Source organism: Acidovorax sp. Root267 (assembly GCF_001429215.1).
Taxonomy (GTDB): domain Bacteria; phylum Pseudomonadota; class Gammaproteobacteria; order Burkholderiales; family Burkholderiaceae_C; genus Acidovorax; species Acidovorax radicis.
In genome coordinates this window covers 712,823-736,542 of sequence record NZ_LMJC01000001.1, presented here as the reverse complement: position 1 = coordinate 736,542, position 23,720 = coordinate 712,823, and the positions used below count along the sequence as shown (strand labels likewise).

Here is a 23,720-nt window from a genome sequence, read left to right as displayed (position 1 = left end):
CTAATGCGAATAGTTATCGTTTGAAAATTAAAAAGGTGCTACCGAGATAGTCGTTTTCTGCTGCTTTGCTGCGAGCGACGTTCATGTTGTGAAAGCGCACTGAATGAACAGATGCCTTCAGTCTCCAATCTTGAATGGGAAACTTCGCCCGCAGCAGTTCCATGCTGAATGGCCGAAACGGGAGAAGTCCCGTTCTTTTTGAATTTGTAAGTGAGGCGATCAAAGCATGAGCAATCGGAGTTCAAGTGTTGAAGTACTGCCGTCCGAAGACGGCTCGACAGAGCAGCCTGTTCCCACCGCCTGGCGGCCAGTATTCCGGGAGATTGTTCTTGCTTTCGCCCAACAGAACTACCGTCTGCTAGATGTCGAGACCGGAGCAGAGGCGCTTTCGCTGGAGGCAGCGGCAAGAATCCGTGACTACGTCGAAGATTACGGGGCTGTGCTCACGGAGTTGCCGGAAGACACTTGGGAGTCCTCCGTCTGCGTCCGATCCGGCAAGCACTGGAGCGTTCTGGTGGATCTATGGACGCAGTCCGAAGGACGAAGTGATCTCGTGTTGAGTGCTCGTGTCTTAGCTCTGGACTCAGGTTTCGCATTCAAGAATCTGATGGTCTATGTGCCGTAACAGTGGCGACTCTGCATCCTCAGGAAGTCAGCTGTCGATAGGCTGCCCTGTGGATGAGATTCGAATCAGGCGCCATGACTTGCATCCCCGCGATCCCGCCCTGCCCACTCCCCAAACTCCAACGGCCGAATCCCAAACCGCACCGCATTCCCCGCATGCAGCGCGCCAAACTCGGCCAGCGCCAGCTGCACAAAATGCGTGTGGTCGGCCTCTGGGACAGAAGCAGGCATCCTGCGCTTCACAGCATCCTCCGTAGCAGCCTCCCCCTGTCGCACGATGGCCGCAATCACCTCTGCCAGTGCCTGCCGGTGGCGCAGTCGAAAAATGTCCGGCGGCACCAGGTTCTGCTTCACCGCCACGTATTGCTGGCAAGACCGCTCGTAGGCCCACACGAACACATCGCGCAGCAGGTCCACGCGGTTGAGTTCGTACACGCCCAGCATGGCGTCCACATACGCTTGTTGCGGCACGTCGATGAACGACAGCGGGCACAGGTTGTGGCGAATGAACGGGATGTTGGCCGCCAGGCGCGAGACGCGTTTGTTCACGTCCTCAAACGGCTGCAGGTAGGGCAGGTGCACCATCAAAAAGAAGGCTTGCTCGAACGGGTCGGTGATCTCGGCGGCCATTTGGGTGACGATGCCGAAGAGTTCTTCGAGCCGCTGGGGCAAGGCGATGGGCAGGTAGACGCTGCCGCCAATCTCCACAGCGCGGCGGCGGATGCGGCCCACGGAGGCGGGGTCGGCCATCAGGCCGTCGGACAGGAAGGCGTGCAGCGCTATCAACGTGTCAGTACGTACCTGTGCGTTTTCGGGCTGGAGAACCAAGTATTCGATGGCCTGCTTGTGGTTCAGGATCATCTGGGTTTCCAGCGCGTTCTTGCCTTCGGCGGCCTGGCCGAACTCGATCAGGCGTTCGGTGTCGAGGCGGCTGTAGGTGTTGCCTTCGAGGTGGGACGAGGCCCAGGAGAGGTCGATGAGCAGGCGGTTGAGGATGTCTCTGGCGAAGGTGCCTGCGGGGGTTTGGTCGGCGGGGGATCGGCCTAGCCCATGCAGTTGCTCGCGCAGGTCGTGCGGCAGGTAGGCCGTATCGTTGGGGTGGTACTGCGACAAAAAGTCCAGCTGGTAGCCCACCGGTTTGCGCAGATGGCGCGACTGGGAGATGGCGGCACGGATTTCTGCGCCTTCTGCTGAGGTGGGGACGTAGTCGGCGGTGGCGGGTGCGGCGGTCGCCCATGCTGCGGGCGGCGCGGCTTCGGCAGGCGGTTGCTGCGGATGGCTTGGATTGCTGGGGTGGTAGCGCGTGGCCCGGCCCTCGCCGCGCACCGTGATGCGCCCTTGCTCTGCCAGTCGTGCCAGGCGGCGCTGCAGCGTGCGGCGCTCGTGGGTGCCACCTAGCTGTTGGAGGAGGGCGTCGCTGCCGACCCCGGCAGGGCCTGCGTTGTGAATCAACACAGCGAGTTGGTCCAGCTCCTGGGCAAGGGTAGGGCGGGGCATGGCAGGGGCTCCTGGTGTCGTAAACGCAAATCGCGACAGACTTTTGTCGTGAAAGTAGTTTAAGCGACAAAATTCTGTCGCGAAAGCGGTTTGCGCGTCATGGCGTGGTGCTTCTCGCAGCTAAGCCCTCGGCATGCAGCCCCATCCACCCGGGATGGATTGTCGATAGTTACTGCGAAAAATATAGCTGTTTGCGCTTGATGGGTAAGCGCTAAGGCCTGTTTTTATCCAGATCTGCTGCATGGGCAGACGCATCGCCTTCTTGTGCACCGTCCACCCCGCCATACCCCGGGTACTGGCCGCCGACGGCCCCCATCGCCGCGCTCTCCTGCCGCTCCTTCGCCATCTGCTCCGCCAACTGGTTGCGCCCCTCGCGCGCCACGGCGATGAACTTGGCCTGGTCTTTGTAATGCGGGTACATGCGGTCGGCCAGTGCGATGTTGTGGGTGCGAAAACGCTGCGTGATGGCGGTGGCCTGCGCGGCGGGCAGGCCCATCAGCTCCAGCACCGTGTGGGCGCTTTGTAGGCTGGACTCGAACAGCTCGCGCTGCACCAGGTTCACGCCCAGGTCGCGCAGCTTGTTCCAGTGGGAGATGTCCCGTGCGCGGGCCACCACCTGCAGGTGGGGGAAATGTTCGCGTGCCAGCTTGGCGATCTGGAGCGATTGCTCGGCGTCGTCCACCGCCACCACCAGGATGCGGGCGTGTTCGGCCCCCGCGATGCGCAGCAGGTCCAGCCGCGTGGCATCGCCATAGAACACGCGGTAGCCAAAGGTGCGTGCCACTTCCAGCATGTCCACGCTATGGTCCAGCACGGTGGTGCGCAGGCCCTGGGCCAGCAGCACGCGCGAGACGATCTGGCCGTAGCGGCCGAAGCCCGCGATGATGATGGGCGCCTCTTGGGGCTCGGAGATTTCTTCAGCCTGGGGCGTGGTTTTGAGCTTGGCGTAGCGGCGCAGCAGCACGCGGTCCAGCACCACGAGCAGCAGCGGGCTGATCAGCATCGAAAGGGCCACCGCGCCGATCAGCAGCGATGCCGTCTCGGCCGGGAACACGCTGGCGCCGGCGGCGGCCTGGAACACCACAAAAGCGAATTCACCACCCTGCGCCAGCAGCAGCGTGAACACCGGGCGCTCCTGGTAGGGGATGTTGACGAGCTTGGACAGGGTGTAGATGACGATGGCCTTGGCCGCCAGAAAACCGACCAGGATGGCCGCCATGAGGCCGGGCGAGCGCAGGATGACGCCGAAGTCGATGCTCATGCCTACGGCAATGAAAAACAGCCCGAGCAGCAGGCCCTTGAAGGGCTCGATGTCGGCTTCGAGCTCGCGCCGGTACTCGCTGTCGGCCAGCAGCACGCCGGCCAGAAAGGCGCCCAACGCCATCGACAGGCCCACCATCACCATGAGGTAGGCGATGCCCACCACCAGCAGCAGCGCGGCGGCGGTGAAGATCTCGGGCGTGTTGCTCTTGGCGATCCAGCGCAGCACCGGGCGCAGCAGCAGGCGCCCGCCGAGGATGATGGCGGCGATCACGCCCACGATCTTGAGCACCTCCAGCGCCACTTCGCCCGGCGTGTGGCCGGCGCCATCGCCCGCAGCGGCACCCAGCACGGGCAGCAGGGCCAGGATGGGGATGGCCGCCACGTCCTGGAACAGCAAAATCGAAAAGCCCGCCTGCCCGCTCTGGGTGCGCATGAGGTTGCGCTCGGCCAGCGACTGCAGCGCGATGGCTGTGGACGACAGCGCCAGGCCCAGGGCGCCCACCAGGCTCACGCGCCAGGGCAGGCCGGCAAGGGCGCCCAGCGCAAACAGCACGGCCGCGCAGCCCAGCACCTGGGCGGTGCCGGTGCCGAAGATGGGGCGGCGCAGCGCCCACAGGCGGCTCGGTTGCAGCTCCAGCCCGACGAGGAACAGCATCAGCACCACGCCGAATTCAGCGAAGTGCAGGATGTCCTGCACGTTGCTCACCAGCCCCAGGCCCCAGGGCCCGATGGCGATGCCCGCCGCCAGGTAGCCGATGATGGCCCCGAGGCCCAGCGCCTTGGCAATGGGCACGGCCAGCACCGCGGCGGTGAGGTACAGGAAGCCGTAGGTGAGCCAGGTGGGGGCGTGTTCCATAGAGGGGGATGCGAGCGATGGCGTTGGGGAGGTGTCGCAGGGATGCGGGCGTGTCAGGATTCTGGCATTGCCGCAGCGATGTGGGAGGGCGCGCGTGGCATGCTAATAGAGTGCTTCTATTTTGATAGCTGTCAGCGCTTGTTGGTTCTGCGCTAGAGGTTACTTTTTTCCAGATCATCGCGGCGAAGCGGGGCGTTGTTAAGATGTTTGCCCTTCTTCGCACACGGGCACGGTGACTCATGGACTTGCAGACTTGGCTGGCTTTTTTCGCGGCATCGTGCCTGATTGCGGTGTCGCCGGGCTCGGGGGCTGTGTTGTCGATGAGCCATGGCCTGTCGTTCGGCGTGCGCAAGACGGGGGCCACGATCTTTGGCCTGCAACTGGGCCTGCTGCTGATTTTGCTGATCGCCGGGGCGGGTGTGGGTTCGCTGCTGCTGGCGTCCGAGGTGGCTTTCAGCGTGGTGAAGGTGCTGGGCGCCTGCTACCTGATTTACGTGGGCTTCAACCAGTGGCGTGCCGGCGATGTATCGCCCGTGCAAGGCGATGAGGCTGCGTCTGCAGGCACCTGGAAAAAACGCTGCCTGACGGGTTTCCTGACCAATGCCACCAACCCCAAGGGCATCATTTTCATGGTGGCCGTGTTGCCCCAGTTCATGACCGACACACGCCCGCTGTGGAGCCAGTTGCTCGTGATGGCTGCTACCACGCTGACGGTGGACGTGGTGGTGATGCACGGCTACGCTTTTGGCGCCAGCGCCCTGCGCCGCCTGATGCGCAGTGCCCGTGCCGTGCGCACGCAGAACCGCGTGTTTGGTGGCCTGTTGATGGCGGTGGGCGCCGGGCTGTTCTTCGTCAAGCGTGGCGGGCAACACGCTTGATGGGATGTTGATGCTTTGATTTTGATAGCCTCTGGCGCTTGTCAATCAAGCGCCAGAGGCTGATTTGGCTTGGTTTTTCATGGGCCCGCAGATTCCAAGGAGGTTGTCATGCCAGTAGTTGTTGTCGCCAATCCCAAAGGTGGCGTGGGCAAGTCCACGCTGTCCACCAACATCGCGGGCTACTTTGCGAGCCAGGGGCACCCCGTGATCCTGGGCGACACCGACCGGCAGGAGTCCGCCAAGCTCTGGCTAGGCCTGCGTCCTCCCGCCGCGCGCGCCATCGGCGCCTGGGACAGCAACTCGGATGTGATCAGCCGCCCGCCCAAGGGCACCACGCATGCGGTGCTCGATACGCCCGCCGGCCTGCACGGCTGGCGCCTGAACGACGTGCTCAAGCTGGCCGACAAGATCATTGTGCCGCTGCAGCCTAGCGTGTTCGACATCTTCGCCACGCGCAGTTTTCTGGACCAGCTGGCCGAACATCGCCACGCGGCGGGCGTGCAGGTGGGCATCGTAGGCATGCGCGTGGACGCGCGCACCAAAGCCGCCGAGCAGTTGCACCACTTTGTGGACAACCTGGGGTTTCCGGTGCTGGGCTATCTGCGCGATACGCAGAACTACGTGCACCTGGCGGCGCATGGTCTCACGCTGTTTGACGTGGCGCCGGGCCGCGTGGCACGCGACCTGGAGCAATGGCAAGGTATCTGTGCGTGGCTCAATTCTTGAAGGACAGCGTGAAGCAGAACGTACAACAAGGCCCCCGGGAAAACACCTGTCACACGGCAGACAAGGCGCGCCTGGGTGCAGGGCTACATTGCAACGATGAAAATCTTTCGCTCATATTCCGAAGTCAGCGCCTGCGTGGGCCAGGAGGTCGCCGTGACCGACTGGATCACCATCACGCAGGAACAGGTCAACCTGTTCGCCCAGGCCACGGGCGACCACCAGTGGATCCACGTGGACCCCGAGCGTGCCAAGGCCGGGCCGTTTGGCGCGCCGATTGCGCACGGGTTTCTCACGCTGTCGCTGATTCCGCAGTTCTTCGAGACGGGCCTGACCATCGAGGGCGCGCGCATGGGTGTGAACTATGGGCTCAACAAGGTGCGTTTCACGTCGCCGGTGCCGGTGGGCAGTCGGCTGCGCGCGCGCCTCACCTTGCAGGCTGCCGAGCCGGTGGCGCCCGATGGCATGCAGATGACTTGGCTGGTGACCGTGGAGCGCGAGGGCAGCGACAAGCCGGTGTGCGTGGCCGAGTCTTTGGCGCGCAACTTCGGCGCTCCGGCCTGAGCCTGGTCGCCACCGGGCAGGAGGTCTGAACCATGGACCGTCTGCAAGCCATGAAGATTTTCGAGCGTGTGGTGGAGGAGGGCGGCTTTGCCGCCGCCGCCCGCGCCATGGACATGTCGCCCCCTGTGGTCACCCGCATGGTGGCCGAGCTGGAGCAGCACCTGGGTACGCGGCTGCTGCAACGCACCACCCGCAAGCTGGCGCTGACCGACGCGGGCGATGCCTACCTGCAGCGGGTGCGCACCATCCTGCACGAGATCGACGACGCCGAAGCGGCGGCGGCCGCCAACACGCGCGATCTGCGCGGCACCATCCGCATCGTTGCGGCGCCGGTGCTGGCCACCAATTTTCTGGCGCCCATGGTGGCGCTGTGGCACGCCGAGTTCCCCAAGCTGCTGCTCGATATTGACCTGGATGCCTATGCCTCGGCGCGGGTGGATGAGTACGACGTGACCATCATGGTGGCGGGCGAGGACTTCGACGCGAACATCGTTGCGCGTCCGCTGCTGCAGGGCGAGGCCATTGTGGTGGCGTCGCCCGACTACCTGGAGCGCAAGGGCATTCCGCGCGAGCCGCAGGACCTGCTGCAACACGACTACCTGCGCGATTCCGGCATGGCCGCCCGTTCCCAGACAGGGCCTGGTCGCAAGCTGCGCCTGCAATCCATCAACGGCAACCTGCCGGCCCAGGAAATCGACGTGCCGGCGGTGCTGCAGTCTGTCAGCACCGAACTGCTGCTGCGCGCGGCGGTGGACGGCGCAGGGGTGGCCGTGACTTCACGCCTGTTGGCGGAAGAGCACCTGGCCCGGGGGGAACTGGTGCACATCCTGCCCGCGTGGATCTTTTCGCGCTACACCATCTATGCCGCGTTGCCGTCAGGCCGCATGTTGCCCGCGCGCACGAAAGTGTTCCTGGACTTTCTCAGCGAACAGGTGCCTTTGGCCATGGCTGAACAGCGCGGGCAGGCCAGATAAACCGGGGCCACGGGCCAAGTGGCCTATCAACCCAGTTGGGCAAATCCGCTGATGATGGTGCCTTCCGGCTCCACGGTAATTTCGCCGTCGGGCATGGCAAAACTGTTCTGGCGCCAGGCCTCGAACACCGTCACGGCCACGGCGTTGGACAGGTTCAGGCTGCGCTGGCCCGCCACCATGGGCAGCCGCAGGCGCTGCGCAGGTGGAAAACTCTCGCGCAGCTCGGGGGGAAGCCCCCGCGTTTCGGCCCCAAACACCATCCAGTCGCCCGGCAGGAAGCAGGTGGAATGCACCGGCTGCGAGCCGTGCGTGGTCATGGCGAACATGCGTGTCGGGTCAGGCTGGGCGTTGCGCAGGAAGGCCGTCCAGCCCGGGTGGACTTGAACTTGGGCGTACTCGTGGTAGTCGAGCCCTGCGCGCCGCATCTGGCGGTCTTCCATCGAGAACCCCAGGGGCTCGATCAGGTGCAGGGTGCATCCCGTGTTGGCCGCCAGGCGAATCACATTCCCGGTGTTGGGCGGGATCTCGGGTTCGACGAGGACGATATGGAACATGCCCACAATTGTCATCGCTCGGCGTGTGAGTTGAGCAACCGCTCGTAATCAAAAGTATCCCTTTGGTACTTTTCAATCCAGCCCCGTGCGCGCCAGGACGGCGGCGGTGACATGCGCCACGCCCGCCTCGCGCAGTGCCAGGGTGGCCGCCTGCAGCGTTGCGCCAGTGGTCATCACATCGTCAATCAGCACCACCCGCTGGCCGTGCAGGGCCGCAGCGCGGGCAGGCTCGACGGCGAAAGCGCCCCGCAGATTGCGCAGGCGTTGTGACCGCGGCAGGCTGCTTTGCGCCTCGGTGGCGTGCAGGCGCAGCAGGGTGCGGTGGTCGGCCTTGGGCCCCGCCAGGTGCCCTGCCAGCAGCGCCGACTGGTTGAAACCCCGCTCGCGCAGACGCTCTGTGGACAGGGGCACCGGCAGCACGCGGTCTGCGGTTTCCAGCGCCGGTTCCATCCAGGGCGTGCTGCGCATCAGCGTGGACAAGGCCCTGGCCCATCCTGGATCACCGCGAAACTTGAAGTGCGCCAGCGCATCGGCCCAGGGGTAGGCGTAGTCCACGGCGGCGATGCAGGCGTCGAAGCTGGGCGGGCTCTGGAGGCAGGCGCCACAAATGGCAACGCCCGGGGGCACCCGCAGGGCGCAGCGCTGGCAGCGCGTGGCGGGCTGGGCAAATCGCGCCACGCAGGCGTTGCAGACCCGCTGCGAGGGCCACGCGTGGCAAAAGGCGCACTGGCTGGGCACTTTGTCCGCCCAGGCGCGGAGATGGCGCGAAATCCCTGTCAAACCGGTAAGAGGCATGAATCAATATACTCGCGCGTCCTAGTGCCCTGCCATGTCCTCCGAGCGTCCTCCCACCATTGATCCCGTTGCTGCAGCCCGCTGGCATGCAGCGGCCCCCGCTGTGTCCCCCTGGCTCCATGAAGAAGTGGCCCGCCGCATGGAGGACCGCCTGCAGTGGATTCGCCAGGCCCCCGAGTCGTGGTGCCATTGGGACGCAGTGCGTGGAGGCCTGCAGGCGCATGCGCTGGTGAGCGCGCGCTATCCCAAGGCGCGCTGCCAGATCTACGAAACAGCCGTGCACTGTGAGGACACCGCCCGGCAGGCACTGGCCAAGCCCTGGTGGAGCCCTGCCCGCTGGAGTGCTGGCAACCCGCAGCTGGGGCTGCCTGTGGATGCCAGTGTGCAGATGCTTTGGGCCAACATGGCGCTGCACACGGCGGCCGACCCGCAGGCGTTGATCGCGCAGTGGCACGGTGCCCTGGCGGTAGATGGCTACCTGATGTTTTCCTGCCTGGGGCCCGATACGCTGCGTGAACTGCACGCGGTGTATGCCGAGCTGGGATGGCCCGCAGCTGGGCACGCCTTCACGGACATGCACGACTGGGGCGATATGTTGGTGCATGCGGGCTTTGCCGAACCGGTGATGGACATGGAGCGCATCACGCTCACCTTTGCCACACCCGAGCGGCTGGTTCAGGAGCTGCGCGAGCTGGGCTGCAACCTGCACCCTGATCGCTTTCCCTCATTGCGCGGCCGGCGCTGGCGCGAGAAGCTCTATCAGGCACTGTCGCTTCGGCTGGCAGATCCGCAGCAGGGAGGTCAGTTGGCACTGACTTTCGAAATCATTTATGGCCATGCCTTCAAGCCTGCACCGCGTGTGCGGGTGAGTTCCAGCAGTGCTGTGTCGCTGCAGGACATGCGCACCCTGTTGCGCCAGGGCGGCAAAGAGAACTAGCCTGTAACGGCGTGTCAATGACATGGAACAAGGCACGCTACAATTCCGGGTTATTGAGATTTTGGGCATCTTCCCGCGCAACTTTGCTGGCTGCGCCTGTCTTGCCAACGGCAGACGGGCACCACGGCTGGCAGTCTTGTGAGCACTTCCGGTGACGGGCTTGGTTTTTCGTTTTGCCACGGTGTCGGGTCAGCGCATTGACTGGCGTCTCGTTCGCAACTGTTCGGTCAAGCCGGCGCAGTTGGGGTGGATGTATCTGTCCTTGTGTGTCGTGTCCCTGGGTATCGCAACATGCTTCTGGATACTCGGTGCTCGTCTGGTCATGCCTTTTGCGTGGCTTGAAATCGTGGCTGTAGGAGTTGCATTCGCCATGTACGGTCGCCATGCGGCGGATGGCGAGAGGATTTCGCTGCAGGGCTCACGCCTTGTGGTGGAACTGGAGACGGCAGGCAAACTGGAACGCGCCGAGTTTGATCGGACCTGGGTTCGCGTAGAGCCCAAGTCTGGAGACCGTTCGCTGATCATGCTGTCTGCGCAGGGCCGTACGGTGGAAGTGGGGCGCTACATGCGCCCCGAACTTCGACCGGCCCTGGCATCGGAGATCCGCATGGCCTTGCGTGCCGCCTGACCCCACGCAGGCGCGCGAAAGGGATTGGTTAAATTGAGGCTTAGAAGTAAGTGAGAACTATGAAGAGCATTTCCAACAAGCTGGCTTCTCTGCTGCTGATTGCCGGTGCATGGGTGGGCTCCGCAGCCCATGCCGTTCAGGACCTTCCTGGCGGCCCTGCAGTCAACCAGCTGAATCTGGCACCTCCCGTCACCAAGATCGCAGAAGAGCAACATTTTCTGCACTGGATGATGATGGTCATCTGCACGGTGATCTTTGTTGCAGTGTTCTCCGTGATGTTCTACTCGATTTGGAAACATCGCCGCTCCAAGGGCGCCAAGTCGGCCAATTTCCATGAGTCGGTGACGGTGGAAGTGGTCTGGACGATTATTCCGTTCATCATCGTGATCGTGATGGCTCTGCCCGCGACCAAGGTGCTGGTGGCCCAGAAGGACACCACCAATGCGGACCTCACCATCAAGACCACGGGATACCAGTGGAAGTGGGGCTATGACTACATCACCGGCGAAGGCGAGGGCCTGGCCTTCATTTCCACCCTGGACAGCAGCCACCGCGTGATGTCCGACAGCGGCAACGTCAAGGACGCTCCCGCCAACTACCTGCTCAAGGTGGACAACCCGATGGTGGTGCCGGTCAACAAGAAGATCCGCATCATCACCACCGCCAACGACGTGATCCACGCCTTCATGGTGCCGGCCTTCGGCATCAAGCAGGATGCGATCCCCGGATTTGTGCGCGACACCTGGTTCCGTGCCGAGAAGATCGGCGACTACTATGGCCAGTGCGCCGAGTTGTGCGGCAAGGAACACGCCTACATGCCCATCCACGTGAAGGTCGTGTCCGCTGAGGATTACACCGCCTGGGTGGCCGACCAGAAGAAGAAGGCTGCGGCCAAGCTGGATGACCCCACCAAGGTCTGGGCGCTGGACGACATCACGAAGCGTGGCGAAAAGGTCTATGCCGCCAACTGTGCGGCCTGCCACCAGGCCAATGGCAAGGGCGCGGGCCCCATCAAGCCCCTGGATGGTTCAGCCATCGTGCTGGATGCGGACCATGCCAAACAGATCCAGGTCCTGCTCAAGGGTGCGGCCAATGGCGCGATGCCTGCCTGGGCCCAGCTGAGCGATACCGATATCGCTGCAGTGGTGAGCTACACGAAGAACTCCTGGTCGAACAAGACCGGCCAGCTGGTGCAGCCTGCTGAAATCGTGGCCCAGCGTGGCAAGTAATCACCGCCCTATCGTATTGAGGAATCCAAAATGAGCGCAGTTCTCGACAACCACGGGCACGCGGGCGATCACGCACACGACGGCCACGATCACCACCACGGCCCTACTGGCTGGCGTCGCTGGGTGTTTGCCACCAATCACAAAGACATCGGTACGCTGTACCTGCTGTTCGCCTTCGCCATGCTGATGGTCGGCGGCGTGCTTGCCCTGCTGATCCGCGCCGAGCTGTTCCAGCCCGGCCTGCAGCTGGTCAACCCCGAGCTGTTCAACCAGCTGACCACCATGCACGGCCTGATCATGGTGTTCGGCGCCATCATGCCGGCCTTCGTGGGCTTTGCGAACTGGATGATCCCGCTGCAGATTGGCGCCTCCGACATGGCTTTTGCGCGCATGAACAACTTCAGCTTCTGGCTGATGATTCCTGCGGCGATCATGCTTGTGACGTCGTTCTTCATGCCCGGTGGAGCACCCGCTGCCGGCTGGACGCTGTACGCACCGCTGACGCTGCAGATGGGCCCCTCCATGGACGCCGGCATTTTTGCCATGCACATCCTGGGTGCGAGTTCCATCATGGGCTCGATCAACATCATCGTGACCATCCTCAACATGCGCGCCCCCGGGATGACGCTGATGAAGATGCCCATGTTCGCCTGGACCTGGCTCATCACCGCCTACCTGCTGATCGCCGTGATGCCCGTGCTGGCCGGCGCCATCACCATGACGCTGACGGACCGCCACTTCGGCACCAGCTTCTTCAACCCCGCCGGCGGCGGTGACCCAGTGATGTACCAGCACATCTTCTGGTTCTTCGGCCACCCCGAGGTGTACATCATGATCTTGCCGGCCTTCGGCATCATCAGCCAGATCGTGCCCGCGTTCGCCCGCAAGAAGCTGTTCGGCTATGCCTCCATGGTGTATGCGACCTCGTCCATCGCCATCCTGTCGTTCATCGTGTGGGCCCACCACATGTTCACGACCGGCATGCCCGTCACCGGCCAGCTGTTCTTCATGTACGCCACCATGCTGATCTCTGTGCCCACGGCCGTGAAGATCTTCAACTGGATCGCCACCATGTGGCGCGGCTCCATGACGTTCGAGACCCCCATGCTGTTCGCAGTGGGCTTCATCTTCGTGTTCACCATGGGTGGCTTCACCGGCCTGATCCTGGCCATGGCGCCCATCGACATCCAGCTGCAGGACACCTACTACGTGGTGGCCCACTTCCACTATGTGCTGGTGGCTGGTTCGCTGTTCTCGATGTTTGCAGGCGTGTATTACTGGCTGCCCAAGTGGACCGGTGTGATGTACTCGGAGACGCGCGGTCAGATCCACTTCTGGTCGTCGCTGATCTTCTTCAACATCACCTTCTTCCCGATGCACTTTCTGGGTCTGGCTGGCATGCCCCGCCGCTATGCCGATTACCCCATGCAGTTCGCCGACTTCAACGCCATCGCGTCTGTCGGAGCATTTGGTTTCGGCCTGGCACAGGTGTACTTCTTCCTGGCGGTGGTGGTGCCTGCCATGCGTGGCAAGGGTGAAAAAGCTGCTGCCAAGCCGTGGGATGGCGCTGAAGGCCTGGAATGGGAAGTCCCATCGCCAGCACCGTTCCACACGTTTGAAAACCCACCCAAGCTGGACGCTACGGCAACCCGCGTGATTGGCTGAAGACCATGCCTGTGACACCCGAGCAGAAAAAGAGCAACCTGCGGATGGCGCTGATCCTGGCGTCCGTGGCGGTTGTTTTCTTTGTCGGGTTCATGGTCAAGGTGGTTCTGCTGTCCCGCTGAACCGGCAACCTCCATGAGCCTGCACCGCGAAAACGCCAAGATGGTCGGCAAGCTGGTCGTGATTGCGGCCGGCATGTTCGCTTTCGGCTATGTGCTGATCCCTATCTACAAGCACATTTGCGAGATGACGGGCATCAACATCCTGTCGCTCTCCGAGCGGCAGGTGCCGGGCAATGGCGTGGCGGGCAAGGATGTCAAGGTGCCTGCGAATACGCAGGTGGACAAGACCCGCACGATCACGGTCGAGTTTGATGCCAACGCGCGCGGCCCCTGGGATTTCAAACCTGCCCAGCGCTCGGTGAAGGTGCATCCGGGCGAGCTGACCACGGTGATGTACGAGTTTCAGAACATCCAGAACCGTCGCATGGCTGCGCAGGCCATCCCCAGTTACGCACCGCGCCAGGCCGCGGCGCACTTCAACAAGCTGGAGTGTTTCTGCTTTAACCAGTACACGCTGGAGCCCGGCGAGAAAAAAGAATGGCCGGTGGCGTTTGTGATTGATCCACGTATCTCCAAGGACGTGACGACCATCACCTTGTCCTATACGTTCTTTGAAGTGGGTGGCAAGACGCCTGCGGCCCCGGAATCCACTGCCGCCCTGGACTTGGCTGTGCCTGCCATCATCCCCACAGTGGCAGGAGCGGGCTCATGAATGCCCCATTGGACCAGCCCGTGGTGAAGCCGCATGAACGCAAGGGATCTTTGCTGCGCACGGTGCGTGCGGTGGCTTGGTCGCTGATTGGCTTGCGCAAGGGCAGCGAGTACCAGCAGGATGTCGAAAAACTCAATCCACTGCACATCATCGTGATGGGATTGGTGGCGGTTTTTCTGCTGGTCATCGGCCTGATCGGGCTGGTGAACTGGATTGTGTGAGTGTGTGCTGGTTGGTACGAACAAATACTGAAAACAAAGATTTTGAGAGTCAGGAGCTGAAATGAGTGCATCAACCCACGGCGGAACCCCGTACTACTATGTACCCGCAGAGTCGCGTCACCCGGTGATGGCGGCGGCCGGTCTGTTCTTTGTCATTCTGGGCGCAGGCCAGTGGATCAATGGCCACGATTGGGGCAAGTATTCGCTGGCCTTGGGCCTGGTATGGTGGCTGTTCACGCTGTACCAATGGTTCGGTGATGCCATCCGCGAGAGCCAGGGTGGCCTCTATGGTCACAAGATCGATCTGTCCTACCGCTGGAGCATGAGCTGGTTCATCTTCTCGGAAGTGATGTTCTTTGGCGCGTTCTTTACGGCTCTTTGGTGGGCGCGTTCGCATTCTGTGCCTGCCCTGGGCAGCCTGGACAACGCATTGCTGTGGCCCAATTTCAAGGCAGTCTGGCCCAGCCTCGCCGCCGGGGTGACCGCTTCACCCGCTGGCATTGTCGAACCCTTCCAGACGGTGGGCCCTTTCTGGTTGCCAACCATCAACACGGCGCTGCTGCTGACCTCGGGTGTGACGCTGACCATCGCCCACCACGCACTGCGCGAAAACCACCGCGGCAAGACGATCGGCTTCATGTGGGCCACGGTGCTGCTGGGTTTTGTCTTCCTGCTGGTGCAAGGGTACGAGTACTATCACCTCTACACCGATCTGAACCTCAAGCTCAATTCGGGCGTGTTCGGCTCGACGTTCTTCATGTTGACCGGATTCCACGGGTTCCACGTGTTCCTGGGCATGTTGATGCTGCTGGTGATTACCCTGCGCCTGCAAAAGGGCCACTTCACGGCGGACAAACACTTCGGTTTTGAAGGTGCTGCCTGGTACTGGCACTTTGTGGACGTGGTGTGGCTGGGCCTGTACGTGCTGGTTTACTGGATGTAAAGAGCGCCTGCCGCCCACAAAAAAAGCGCCTCGCGGCGCTTTTTTTGTGGGCAAGCTGATCTCCACACCAAACGCAGGCGCCTCGCCGGAGGCGCGCGGTTGCCCGGTTGCGCCGGGGTGAGACTAGCGGGTCGTCGCTGGCAGGCCGGTGGGCTGGATGTAGCCCAGCTGCCAGGCCACCAGAATACATAGGAAGAGCACGATGGAGATACCCACCCGCACCGCAAGCGCCTTGGCCATGTGGTTGCCCTTCGATTTGTCATCGCGCCCATTGCGCATCATGAAGAACAAGGCAGATGCCAAGCTGGCCAGAATGGCGATGAACGCCACCACTACGAGGTATTTCATGGGAGACATTATCCAGTGACAGCTTCCCGCCGTCCTCTGGGCCTGCGTTTCTGGCTGATCGCCCTTGCGGCCACTGCGGGCATGCTGGTCACGGCCTCGCTCGGCCGCTGGCAGCTGTCGCGCGCAGCAGAAAAAGAAGGGCTGCAGGCCGTGCTGGACGAGCGTGGCCGCATGCCGGCCGTCGACGGCAGCGCTTTGCCGGCAGGGGCGGCTGGTTCTGCGCAGGACGCCGCGTCGCTGGTGCACCGCACCGTGGTTCTGGAGGGCCATTGGCTGGCAGAGCACACCGTGTACCTCGACAATCGTCAAATGCACGGGCGCCCAGGGTTCTTTGTAGTGACCCCGTTGCAGCTGGCTGGGCCAGGCGGTGCGGTGGTGCTGGTGCAGCGTGGCTGGGCCGCGCGCAACTTCCAGGACCGCCAGCAGTTGCCGCAGGTGCAGACGCCGCAGGGTGCAATGGTGCGGGTACAGGGCCGCGTTGCGCCCGCGCCTTCACGCCTCTATGAGTTCCAGGGCGCCGACAGTGCGCTGGGGTCTTCCCGCATCCGGCAAAATCTCGATCTGGCGGCGTTCCGCACCGAAACCGGCCTGGCGCTCGCCCACCTCACGGTGTTGCAGACGGGCGAAGCGGGCGAGGGGTTGCTGCGCGACTGGCCCGTGGTCGGCACAGGCGTCGACAAACACTACGGTTACGCATTTCAATGGTTCGGGCTCTGCGGCCTGATTGCACTTCTCTATGTCTGGTTCCAAATCGTCCGACGGTTCATTCGCCCACGCAGCCAGCCTGCCGCCTGAGCCCCATGGGGACCATCCCCTGGGTCTTACCGTGCATACGCTGCCCGAAGCGGCGGGTGCCGTGGCCCAGACCCAGCGTACGCGCCATGGGCGGTGGAAGATGTTCGGCGTGCTGCTCATCTGTGCCGCCCCTGTCATCGCCTCGTACCTGACGTACTACGTGATCCGCCCCGATGGCCGGCGTAACTACGGCGAGCTGATCCAGCCGCAGCGAACCCTGCCGGATCTGACCGCTACCGCACTCGATGGCACGACCGTCCCCCTGGCGTCGCTGAAGGGGCAATGGCTTCTGGTCAGCGTTGCTGGTGGTGCGTGCGATGCAGCCTGCCAGAAGCACCTCTATCTGCAGCGTCAACTGCGGGAGAGCGTGGGCAAGGAAAAAGACCGCGTGGACTGGGTATGGCTGGTGAACGACACCACCAGCGTGCCCCCCGAACTTGCACCTGCGCTGCAAAAAGCGACGGTACTGCGTATGGATGCCGCCGCTTTGAATGCGTGGCTTGCTCCGGCCGAAGGCCATCAGATCGCCGACCACCTGTATGTGGTGGATCCCATGGGCAACTGGATGATGCGTTTCCCGGCTGCCATGGACACGGCGGGTGCGGCCAAAGCCAAGCGAGATTTTGAACGCCTGTTGCGTGCGTCTTCCTCGTGGGATGAGGCCGGGCGTCCTGGCAAACCGTGATGGACACACAACCGCTTTACGATCTGGCGCCCATCGCCCGGCTCATGCTGCTGGGCGTGTTGATTGCGCTCGGGCCCCTGGCCTGGGTAGGCTGGCGCAACCGGAACAGCTCCCCCATGCGGCGGCTGCAGGCACTCACGGTGCTCACCCTGTTCCTGACCTTCGACCTGGTGCTGTTTGGCGCTTTTACCCGCCTGACCGACTCTGGCCTGGGTTGCCCTGACTGGCCGGGGTGCTATGGCAATGCCAGCCCCGTGGGGGCGCGTACAGAGATTGCCGCAGCCCAAGAGGCCATGCCCACCGGCCCGGTGACGCATGGCAAGGCCTGGGTCGAGATGATTCACCGCTACCTGGCTACAGGTGTGGGCGTGCTCATCATCGTGCTCACCGTGTCGGCCTGGGTGCAGCACCGCAAGGCCCGGCATGGTGGGGGTGAACCTCCCCCCATCAGCCCGTGGTGGTCCACGTTCACGCTGTTCTGGGTGTGCCTGCAGGGCGCGTTCGGGGCGCTGACGGTAACGATGAAGCTGTTTCCCGCCATCGTCACGCTGCACCTCATTGGCGGGCTGGTGCTGCTGGCGCTGTTGTGTGTGCAGGCTGTGCGCCAAACCCAGGGTGCGCAAGGCAAGGCGCCCGTGCTTATTTCCACAGGGCTGCGCTGGGGGCTGGTGGTGACCGGCGTGCTCGTGGCCCTGCAAGTGGTGCTGGGCGGCTGGGTCAGCACCAACTATGCGGTGCTGGCCTGCACCACCTTTCCCACTTGCCAGGGCAGCTGGTGGCCAGCCATGGACTTTGGCCAGGGCTTTCAGATCTGGCGTGCGCTGGGCTTGCTGCAGGACGGCAGCCACATCAGTTTTGCCGGGCTCACGGCCATCCATTACGTGCATCGCTTGATGGCTTACGTGGTCCTCGCTGCTCTGGGCTTGGTGTGCTGGCGACTTCGCCAGGCCGGTGTACTGCCGGTTCAGGCCCGTTGGCTCGCCGGGCTGGCGTTGATGCAATTGGCCACCGGCCTGTCCAATGTTGTTCTGGACTGGCCGCTGCTGGCTGCCGTGCTGCATACCGGAGGTGCTGCGGCGCTGGTGGTGGTGTTGACCTGGGCCTTGGTGTCCAGCCGCGCGGCGTCCGCGCTACAAGAGTTTTCCGCGCCCTCGGGCGCATCGAGAGTGTCCGCATGAGTGTTGCTGCCCCTGCCGTTGTTTCCCCGCCTTCGCGCCTGTCGCAGTTCTATGCGCTGACCAAACCCCGTGTGGTCCAGCTCATCGTGTTTTGTGCGCTCATTGGCATGGTGCTGGCCGTGCCGGGGCTTCCGTCGGCCTCGCAACTCGGCCTGATGGCGGCGGCCTGCGCCGGTGTGTGGCTGGTTGCGGGGGCTGCAGCCGCTTTCAACTGCATCGTGGAACAGGGCATTGACGCCAAGATGAAGCGCACTGCCTGGCGTCCCACGGCCAAGGGCCAGTTGTCCAACGCCCAGACGCTTCTGTTTTCTGCCGTGCTGTGCACCGCAGGCTCTGTGCTGCTGTATTTCTGGGTAAATCCCCTGACGATGTGGCTCACGTTTGCGACCTTCGTGGGCTATGCGGTCATCTACACGGTGATCCTCAAGCCCCTCACCCCGCAGAACATCGTGATCGGCGGTGCATCGGGCGCCATGCCTCCCGTGCTGGGATGGGCCGCCATGACCAACGATGTCGGCCCCGAAGCGCTCATCCTGTTTCTCATCATCTTCCTGTGGACGCCCCCTCACTTCTGGGCGCTGGCCCTGTACCGGGTGGAGGACTACCGCAAGTCAGGCCTGCCCATGCTGCCGGTGACCCATGGCAACGAGTTCACCCGCCTGCAGGTGTTTCTGTACACCCTGATCCTGTTTGCCGGGTGCCTGATGCCCTTCGTCTATGGCATGAGCTCGTGGATCTACCTGGTCGCCGCCGTGGTTCTGAGCGCCGGCTTCTGCGGCTACGGCTTTGCCCTGTGGCGCAACTATTCGGACGCGCTCGCGCGCAAGACCTTCCGCTTCTCCCTCATCCACCTGAGCGCCCTGTTTGCCGCCCTTTTGGTGGACCACTACGTGCTGTGAACATCGCCATGCCTATGCTGAAAAGAAATGCTCTTAAAACGATAGCTGTTAGCGCTTTATCCATAAGCGCTATGGGCATTTTTAGTGCCTGTTCCGAGAAAAAGGCGGAGTTTCGCGGCGTGGACATCACCGGAGCGGACTACGCCCGCGACCTCCCGCTGACAGACCACAACGGCCAGGCGCGCCACCTCAAGGACTTTGCAGGCAAGGTGGTGGTGGTGTTCTTCGGCTTCACGCAGTGCCCGGACGTGTGCCCCACCTCCATGCAAGAGCTGGCCGAGGTGAAGAAAATGCTGGGCAAGGACGGCGAGCGCCTGCAGGGCATCTTCGTCACGGTGGACCCGGAGCGCGATACACCCGAGGTGCTCAAGGCCTACATGGCCAACTTCGACCCGAGTTTTCTGGCCCTCTATGGCACAGCGGACCAACTGGCTGCGGTCGCCAAGGACTTCAAGATCTACTACAAGAAGGTGGATGGCAAGACACCCACCAGCTACACCATGGACCACTCAGCGGGCAGCTATGTGTACGACACCTCGGGGCGCCTGCGCGTGTACAACCGCTATGGCAGCGGCGTGCAGGCCCTGGCATCGGACGTCAAGGCGCTGTTGGGTGAGGCAGGCTGAACGCCTGCCTGCGCTCCGTGCGGCCGGCGCGCAGCTGCCGTAGGGCCGCGCGGGCGTTCCTCGGCCCGCTGCCTTTTTTCTTTACTCGGCCTTGATGCCGCGCATGGCAATCACACCGCCGAGCAGGCTGGTGTCGGCCTTGATGCGGTTGGCCAACCCTTCGGGTGAAGTGCCTGCCACCTGCCAGCCTTGTTGAAAGAGCTTGCTGCGCATTTCTTCACTGCGCGCAATCTCGCTGATCAAGGCCGCCAGCTTGGCCTGGATCGGCTTGGGCATGGTGGCCGGCGCAGCAAACGCATTCCAGATTTCAAGGTTGAAGCCCCGGATGCCGGCTTCCGACAGGCTCGGGATATCCGGTGCCAAGGGACTGCGGCCTGCCGATGTCACTCCAATGGCGCGCAGCTTGCCAGCGCGCACCTGGGCCTGGGCCAGCGCGGGGGGGAGCAGCGCCATCTGCAGCTGCCCGCCCAGCATGGCGTTGGCGACTTGTGGATAGCCGGGATACGGCACATGCACGGGGTTGATGTTGCTGCGCGACTTCAACAGTTCGGTGCCGATATGGCCCACCGTGCCCACGCCGGGCGTGCCGTAGCTCCATTTGTCGCCGCCATTGCGCGCCGCCACGAAGAATTCGCGCGCGTCGGCATTCGCGGGCACACCGGGCTGGGTCACGGGCGCGGTCAGCACCAGGGGGGACGTGCCGACCAGGCTGAGCGGGGCCAGGTCCTTGAGCGGGTCGTAGGGTACCGCTGGGTTGATCATCTTGGCGATGGTCATGTTGCCGTTGATCATCAGGCCGATGGTGTGGTCGTCGCGGGCCTTGGCCACCGCGTCTGCGCCAATGTTGCCACCCGCACCCACCTTGTTTTCCACGATCACTGGCTGGCCCAGGGCCTTGGACAGCGGCTCGGAGAAGGCGCGAGCCGTCAGGTCAGGCGACGTACCGGCGGGAAAGCCCACGATGATCTTCAGCGGCTTGGTGGGCCAGGCCAACGCTGCAGGTGCTGCGGCTGGCTTGGCCGTGTTCTGGGCGAGGGCCCAGGGGGAAGCGGCAGCCAGGGCTATCAGCAGCGACGCGCGGCGGGAAACGGGGCGTGACAACATGGGGCGGAGTCTCCTCAAGAATATTCAGGTGCCAAAACGACACGGGGCCCCAGAACTGGGGCCCCGTGAGACAACTTCTGCAGGAGCGGAATATTAACGCGTGCCCGCCAGTGCTCAGGCGTACTCCGCCAGAGCCTTTTTCATCTTTTTCATGGCGGCCACTTCGATCTGGCGGATGCGTTCGGCGCTCACGCCGTAGACCGCAGCCAGTTCGTGCAGCGTCATGCCGCCCGTGCCGTCATCGTTGACCTTGAGCCAGCGCTCTTCCACGATGCGGCGGCTGCGGTCGTCCAGGCTGCCCAGCGCCGTGGCGATGCCATCGGTGGCCAGCACATCGCGCTGGCGCGACTCGATCATGGCAGTGGGCTCGTGCGACGCGTCGGCCAGGTAGGCGATTGGTCCAAAGGCCTGTTCGCCATCGTCCGAAGGCGCCGGATCCAACAGCACATCGCCGCCCGACATGCGGGTTTCCATCTCGATGACCTCTTCGCGCTTCACATTGAGCTGCGCGGCCACCGTGTCGATTTCACGGTCGGACAGCGTATCGCGGTGTGTTGCGGCATCGGCGGCTGCGGCATCAGCCTTGAAGCCCTGCTTCATGGAGCGCAGGTTGAAGAACAGCTTGCGCTGCGCCTTGGTGGTGGCCACCTTCACCATGCGCCAGTTCTTCAGGATGTATTCGTGGATCTCGGCCTTGATCCAGTGCATGGCATAGCTCACCAGGCGCACGCCCTGGTCGGGGTCAAAGCGCTTGACCGCCTTCATCAGGCCCACATTGCCTTCCTGGATCAGATCGCCATGGGGCAAGCCATAGCCCAGATATTGGCGTGCAATCGAAACCACGAGGCGCAGGTGCGACATCACCAGCCGACCGGCGGCGTCCAGATCGTTGTTGTCTTTGAGCTGCCGCGCGTAGGTCTGCTCTTCTTCGTGCGTGAGCAACGGCAGGCGGTTGACGGCGGAGATGTACGCGTCAAGATTGCCCAAGGGGGGCACCAGCGCCCAGGGATTGGCGGGTGCCAAAGTCGTCGTTGCGGTTCCAGATTGAATGTTCATTCCGGGAATCCTTTCCTCTAAGCCATGATATTAGCACTCCATAGGACAGAGTGCTAAACCCGGAGTTCCCCTCCGGTTGTTTGCAATGCCGCCGCTATGTTGTCCTCGGTGCACCGCCGGGATTCAGGCGAACTATTTGCAAAATGTTGAATTAACGTGTTAATTTAAAAGGTGTTTTTTGCATATTTCGAAGACGCAATGCACTTGACTTCCTGTTGTCGGAGTCTTGGCGGTGTCGGTCGTTCCGGCACTTTGGTGCCCCACTTTGCGATTGGTGCGACTTTTGGAACAGTCTGTTCATGATCCAGCAATTTTCTCCCCCGCTGGCTTTGCACCCCCCGCTATGGCAGACTGCATCGCCCAACGCCTTCGGGAGACGCGCATGACCGAGCCGACCGCCCTTTGTGACATTCTTGTTGTCACCACCACGGTGGCCACCGAGGCGGAAGCGCGGCGGCTGGCACAGCTGGTCTTGCAGGCGCGGCTGGCAGCCTGTGTGCAGGTGGAGCCCATCACGGCTTACTTCCGCTGGCAGGGCGCCTTGCAGGAGGACCGCGAACTCCGGCTGGTCTGCAAGACCGTGCCCCGTGCGCTGCAGCCGCTGTTGGGCTTGCTGCGGGCACAGCATCCCTATGCGCTGCCGCAATTGGTGGTGCACGCGCAGCAGGGCTCTGCAGAATATGCCGACTGGGTGGATGCACAGGTGGCCCACGCCACGGTGCTGGCCTGATCGCTGGGCGTCACCCGGGTTTTTCGGGCCCTCTGACCGAGGGGTGGGCCGCCAGCGGCCCCTTGGCTTTCGGTCTATACGTTCAGGTCGATTTGCTGCACGGTGCCTGCGCTGCCGTTCTCACGCAGGTAGATGCTGGTGGAGCGCACGGCACCCAGGCTGCCGTTATCCGCCGTGCGCAGGGCGAAGGGGGTTGCCTGGGCTCCAAGCTGTATTGCCCCCACGCCCAGTTCCTCCAGTGTTTGCAGCCTGCCCGTGCCATCCGCGTTCGGGGTCCACACGCGCAGCTGTTCGAAGACCGGGTCGGCCTCGTCGATCCAGCCATTGCCATCGCTGTCATGCCGGGCCAGCTCTGAAAAGCCGTTGCCCGTGTCGGGCCCGAAGAGTTCCAGGCCGTTGTCGATGCGTGCGTTCTGGTTGGTGTCCAGCGCCAGGTAGCCCCGGTTGCCAGCGAACAAGGGTACCTGTTCGGTTTGCCCGTCGGCGTCCAGGTCGAAGGCAAAGCGCAGGTTCTGCAATTGGGCGGCGGTGCCGTCAAAGTTGACGACCAGCGGGTCTACCGCCACAGCGTCGCCCAGCCGCAGGCTGACCGAGGATTCCTCGCGGTAGCTGCGCTGCATGTCCAACTGCAGCGTGAACCGGATCTCCTGGCCATCGGCGGTGCGCACGGTGCCCGCCGCCGCAAACTGCGTACGCTCGGTTTCTTCCAGCACCTCGCGCTGTTCATAAATCACGCCAAAGCCCGCTCGCGGGCGGGGGGCTGCTGCCGTGCTGTTCGCTGGGGCCGGAGTGGGCGGGGTGGCCGCGGGCGCGTCGGTGGACTGCGGCCCGGCATAAATGCGGACGAGCACCCCGGTCATGCGTTCGATCAGGTCGCGGATCATGGCGAGCTGGGGCGTCAGGCCTTCGTCGGGGTCGCGCTCCGGCAGCGGTTCGACCGAGGCTGCAGCGGCATGGGTAGCATGGGCGGCATGGGCCAGGCGGGCTGCATTGGATATCTGCAACGGTGGGGCCGGGCGGGCGGGGGATGTGCCGGTGGGGCGGTCACCCACCCACATTTCCAGGCGGCTCGTCTGGCTGTGCATGCGCGTGACGGCATGCTGGGCCTGCATCTGCAGGGTGGACGACTCGATTTTCATGGGGCACCTCCATGGTTTCCACGGAGGCTCGGCCC

General features: G+C 63.3%; 27 protein-coding genes. 19 read left to right on the top strand and 8 right to left on the bottom strand.

Translation table 11 applies throughout. The features are described 5' to 3' along the window. Positions 1–226: 226 nt before the first annotated feature. The gene (locus ASE39_RS03235) at positions 227–625 is read left to right on the top strand and encodes a hypothetical protein (RefSeq protein ID WP_010459344.1); all 399 of its coding nucleotides are present in this window, start codon (positions 227–229) and stop codon (positions 623–625) included. 65 nt (positions 626–690) lie between these two features. Here the strand turns inward: ASE39_RS03235 and ASE39_RS03230 are convergent, their stop codons facing one another. Further along, positions 691–2,121 carry a Fic family protein gene (locus ASE39_RS03230; RefSeq protein WP_057270151.1) on the bottom strand — a complete coding sequence of 477 codons (1,431 nt, stop codon included), beginning with the start codon at positions 2,119–2,121 and terminating at the stop codon, positions 691–693. 211 nt (positions 2,122–2,332) lie between these two features. Beyond that, complete coding sequence (kefC, locus tag ASE39_RS03225; protein WP_057270150.1) at positions 2,333–4,240, bottom strand: glutathione-regulated potassium-efflux system protein KefC; 1,908 nt, start codon at positions 4,238–4,240, stop codon at positions 2,333–2,335. Between the two features lie 239 nt (positions 4,241–4,479). On the opposite strand from kefC, the gene ASE39_RS03220 reads away from it, so the two are divergent. The 4 genes from ASE39_RS03220 (at position 4,480) to ASE39_RS03205 (ending at position 7,379) form a co-directional block, all read left to right on the top strand. Next, complete coding sequence (locus ASE39_RS03220) at positions 4,480–5,118, top strand: LysE family transporter (RefSeq protein WP_010459339.1); 639 nt, start codon at positions 4,480–4,482, stop codon at positions 5,116–5,118. 108 nt (positions 5,119–5,226) lie between these two features. Beyond that, positions 5,227–5,844, top strand: coding sequence for a ParA family protein (locus ASE39_RS03215; RefSeq protein WP_057270149.1), 618 nt, complete (start codon positions 5,227–5,229; stop codon positions 5,842–5,844). 96 nt (positions 5,845–5,940) lie between these two features. After that, on the top strand, positions 5,941–6,405 hold the full coding sequence (locus ASE39_RS03210) for a MaoC family dehydratase (protein WP_057270148.1): 465 nt from the start codon (positions 5,941–5,943) through the stop codon (positions 6,403–6,405). 32 nt (positions 6,406–6,437) lie between these two features. After that, a complete protein-coding gene (locus ASE39_RS03205; RefSeq protein WP_010459335.1) occupies positions 6,438–7,379 on the top strand; it encodes a LysR family transcriptional regulator in 942 nt (313 codons plus the stop codon). A 26-nt stretch (positions 7,380–7,405) separates the two neighbouring features. Here ASE39_RS03205 and ASE39_RS03200 read toward each other — a convergent pair whose 3' ends face one another. Next, complete coding sequence (locus ASE39_RS03200; RefSeq protein WP_010459333.1) at positions 7,406–7,933, bottom strand: tRNA (cytidine(34)-2'-O)-methyltransferase; 528 nt, start codon at positions 7,931–7,933, stop codon at positions 7,406–7,408. A gap of 72 nt (positions 7,934–8,005) precedes the next feature. Further along, positions 8,006–8,728, bottom strand: a complete 723-nt coding sequence (locus ASE39_RS03195) for a ComF family protein (protein WP_029413224.1) — start codon at positions 8,726–8,728, stop codon at positions 8,006–8,008. A 34-nt stretch (positions 8,729–8,762) separates the two neighbouring features. Here ASE39_RS03195 and ASE39_RS03190 point away from each other — a divergent pair, with 34 nt between their 5' ends. The 8 genes from ASE39_RS03190 (at position 8,763) to ASE39_RS03160 (ending at position 15,125) form a co-directional block, all read left to right on the top strand. Beyond that, positions 8,763–9,665 (top strand): hypothetical protein, encoded by a 903-nt coding sequence (locus tag ASE39_RS03190; RefSeq protein WP_057270147.1) that lies wholly within the window; start codon positions 8,763–8,765, stop codon positions 9,663–9,665. 151 nt (positions 9,666–9,816) lie between these two features. Next, positions 9,817–10,293, top strand: a complete 477-nt coding sequence (locus ASE39_RS25610) for a DUF2244 domain-containing protein (RefSeq protein ID WP_082615305.1) — start codon at positions 9,817–9,819, stop codon at positions 10,291–10,293. 59 nt (positions 10,294–10,352) lie between these two features. Beyond that, positions 10,353–11,522, top strand: coding sequence for a cytochrome c oxidase subunit II (gene coxB, locus ASE39_RS03180; protein ID WP_010459324.1), 1,170 nt, complete (start codon positions 10,353–10,355; stop codon positions 11,520–11,522). A 30-nt stretch (positions 11,523–11,552) separates the two neighbouring features. Continuing rightward, positions 11,553–13,187 (top strand): cytochrome c oxidase subunit I, encoded by a 1,635-nt coding sequence (gene ctaD / locus ASE39_RS03175; protein ID WP_029413216.1) that lies wholly within the window; start codon positions 11,553–11,555, stop codon positions 13,185–13,187. Between the two features lie 5 nt (positions 13,188–13,192). Beyond that, complete coding sequence (locus ASE39_RS27015) at positions 13,193–13,309, top strand: cytochrome oxidase small assembly protein (protein ID WP_010459319.1); 117 nt, start codon at positions 13,193–13,195, stop codon at positions 13,307–13,309. Positions 13,310–13,322: 13 nt separating this feature from the next. Then, positions 13,323–13,961 (top strand): cytochrome c oxidase assembly protein, encoded by a 639-nt coding sequence (locus ASE39_RS03170; protein WP_010459318.1) that lies wholly within the window; start codon positions 13,323–13,325, stop codon positions 13,959–13,961. Next, positions 13,958–14,182, top strand: coding sequence for a DUF2970 domain-containing protein (locus ASE39_RS03165; protein ID WP_057270146.1), 225 nt, complete (start codon positions 13,958–13,960; stop codon positions 14,180–14,182). The genes ASE39_RS03170 and ASE39_RS03165 overlap by 4 nt, the downstream gene beginning before the upstream one ends. 61 nt (positions 14,183–14,243) lie before the next feature. After that, the gene (locus ASE39_RS03160) at positions 14,244–15,125 is read left to right on the top strand and encodes a cytochrome c oxidase subunit 3 (protein ID WP_057226361.1); all 882 of its coding nucleotides are present in this window, start codon (positions 14,244–14,246) and stop codon (positions 15,123–15,125) included. Positions 15,126–15,248: 123 nt separating this feature from the next. Here ASE39_RS03160 and ASE39_RS03155 read toward each other — a convergent pair whose 3' ends face one another. Continuing rightward, positions 15,249–15,473 (bottom strand): twin transmembrane helix small protein, encoded by a 225-nt coding sequence (locus ASE39_RS03155; protein ID WP_010458091.1) that lies wholly within the window; start codon positions 15,471–15,473, stop codon positions 15,249–15,251. 15 nt (positions 15,474–15,488) lie between these two features. Between ASE39_RS03155 and ASE39_RS03150 the strand changes: the two genes are divergently transcribed. Genes ASE39_RS03150 through ASE39_RS03130 form a run of 5 tightly spaced genes read left to right on the top strand, consistent with a single transcriptional unit; the run spans position 15,489 to position 19,656 of the window. After that, positions 15,489–16,268 carry an SURF1 family protein gene (locus ASE39_RS03150; protein WP_057270145.1) on the top strand — a complete coding sequence of 260 codons (780 nt, stop codon included), beginning with the start codon at positions 15,489–15,491 and terminating at the stop codon, positions 16,266–16,268. Continuing rightward, positions 16,210–16,953, top strand: coding sequence for a hypothetical protein (locus ASE39_RS03145; RefSeq protein WP_057270144.1), 744 nt, complete (start codon positions 16,210–16,212; stop codon positions 16,951–16,953). Before ASE39_RS03150 ends, ASE39_RS03145 begins: the two co-directional genes overlap by 59 nt. Next, positions 16,953–18,131 (top strand): COX15/CtaA family protein, encoded by a 1,179-nt coding sequence (locus tag ASE39_RS03140; RefSeq protein ID WP_057270143.1) that lies wholly within the window; start codon positions 16,953–16,955, stop codon positions 18,129–18,131. The genes ASE39_RS03145 and ASE39_RS03140 overlap by 1 nt, the downstream gene beginning before the upstream one ends. After that, entirely contained in the window at positions 18,128–19,030 is a 903-nt protein-coding gene (cyoE, locus tag ASE39_RS03135; RefSeq protein ID WP_057270142.1) for a heme o synthase, read from the top strand. Before ASE39_RS03140 ends, cyoE begins: the two co-directional genes overlap by 4 nt. Before the next feature lie 8 nt (positions 19,031–19,038). Further along, positions 19,039–19,656 (top strand): SCO family protein, encoded by a 618-nt coding sequence (locus tag ASE39_RS03130; RefSeq protein ID WP_050812412.1) that lies wholly within the window; start codon positions 19,039–19,041, stop codon positions 19,654–19,656. A gap of 81 nt (positions 19,657–19,737) precedes the next feature. On the opposite strand, the gene ASE39_RS03125 is transcribed toward ASE39_RS03130, so the two are convergent. Next, on the bottom strand, positions 19,738–20,760 hold the full coding sequence (locus ASE39_RS03125; protein WP_010458101.1) for a tripartite tricarboxylate transporter substrate binding protein: 1,023 nt from the start codon (positions 20,758–20,760) through the stop codon (positions 19,738–19,740). Positions 20,761–20,874: 114 nt separating this feature from the next. Then, positions 20,875–21,816: an RNA polymerase sigma factor RpoH gene (gene rpoH / locus ASE39_RS03120; RefSeq protein WP_057226371.1), complete on the bottom strand. Its 942-nt coding sequence runs from the start codon at positions 21,814–21,816 to the stop codon at positions 20,875–20,877. 382 nt (positions 21,817–22,198) lie between these two features. Here rpoH and cutA point away from each other — a divergent pair, with 382 nt between their 5' ends. Then, positions 22,199–22,546, top strand: coding sequence for a divalent-cation tolerance protein CutA (gene cutA / locus ASE39_RS03115; protein WP_057270321.1), 348 nt, complete (start codon positions 22,199–22,201; stop codon positions 22,544–22,546). 74 nt (positions 22,547–22,620) lie between these two features. On the opposite strand, the gene ASE39_RS03110 is transcribed toward cutA, so the two are convergent. Next, the gene (locus ASE39_RS03110; RefSeq protein ID WP_057270141.1) at positions 22,621–23,685 is read right to left on the bottom strand and encodes a hypothetical protein; all 1,065 of its coding nucleotides are present in this window, start codon (positions 23,683–23,685) and stop codon (positions 22,621–22,623) included. Positions 23,686–23,720 lie beyond the last annotated feature (35 nt).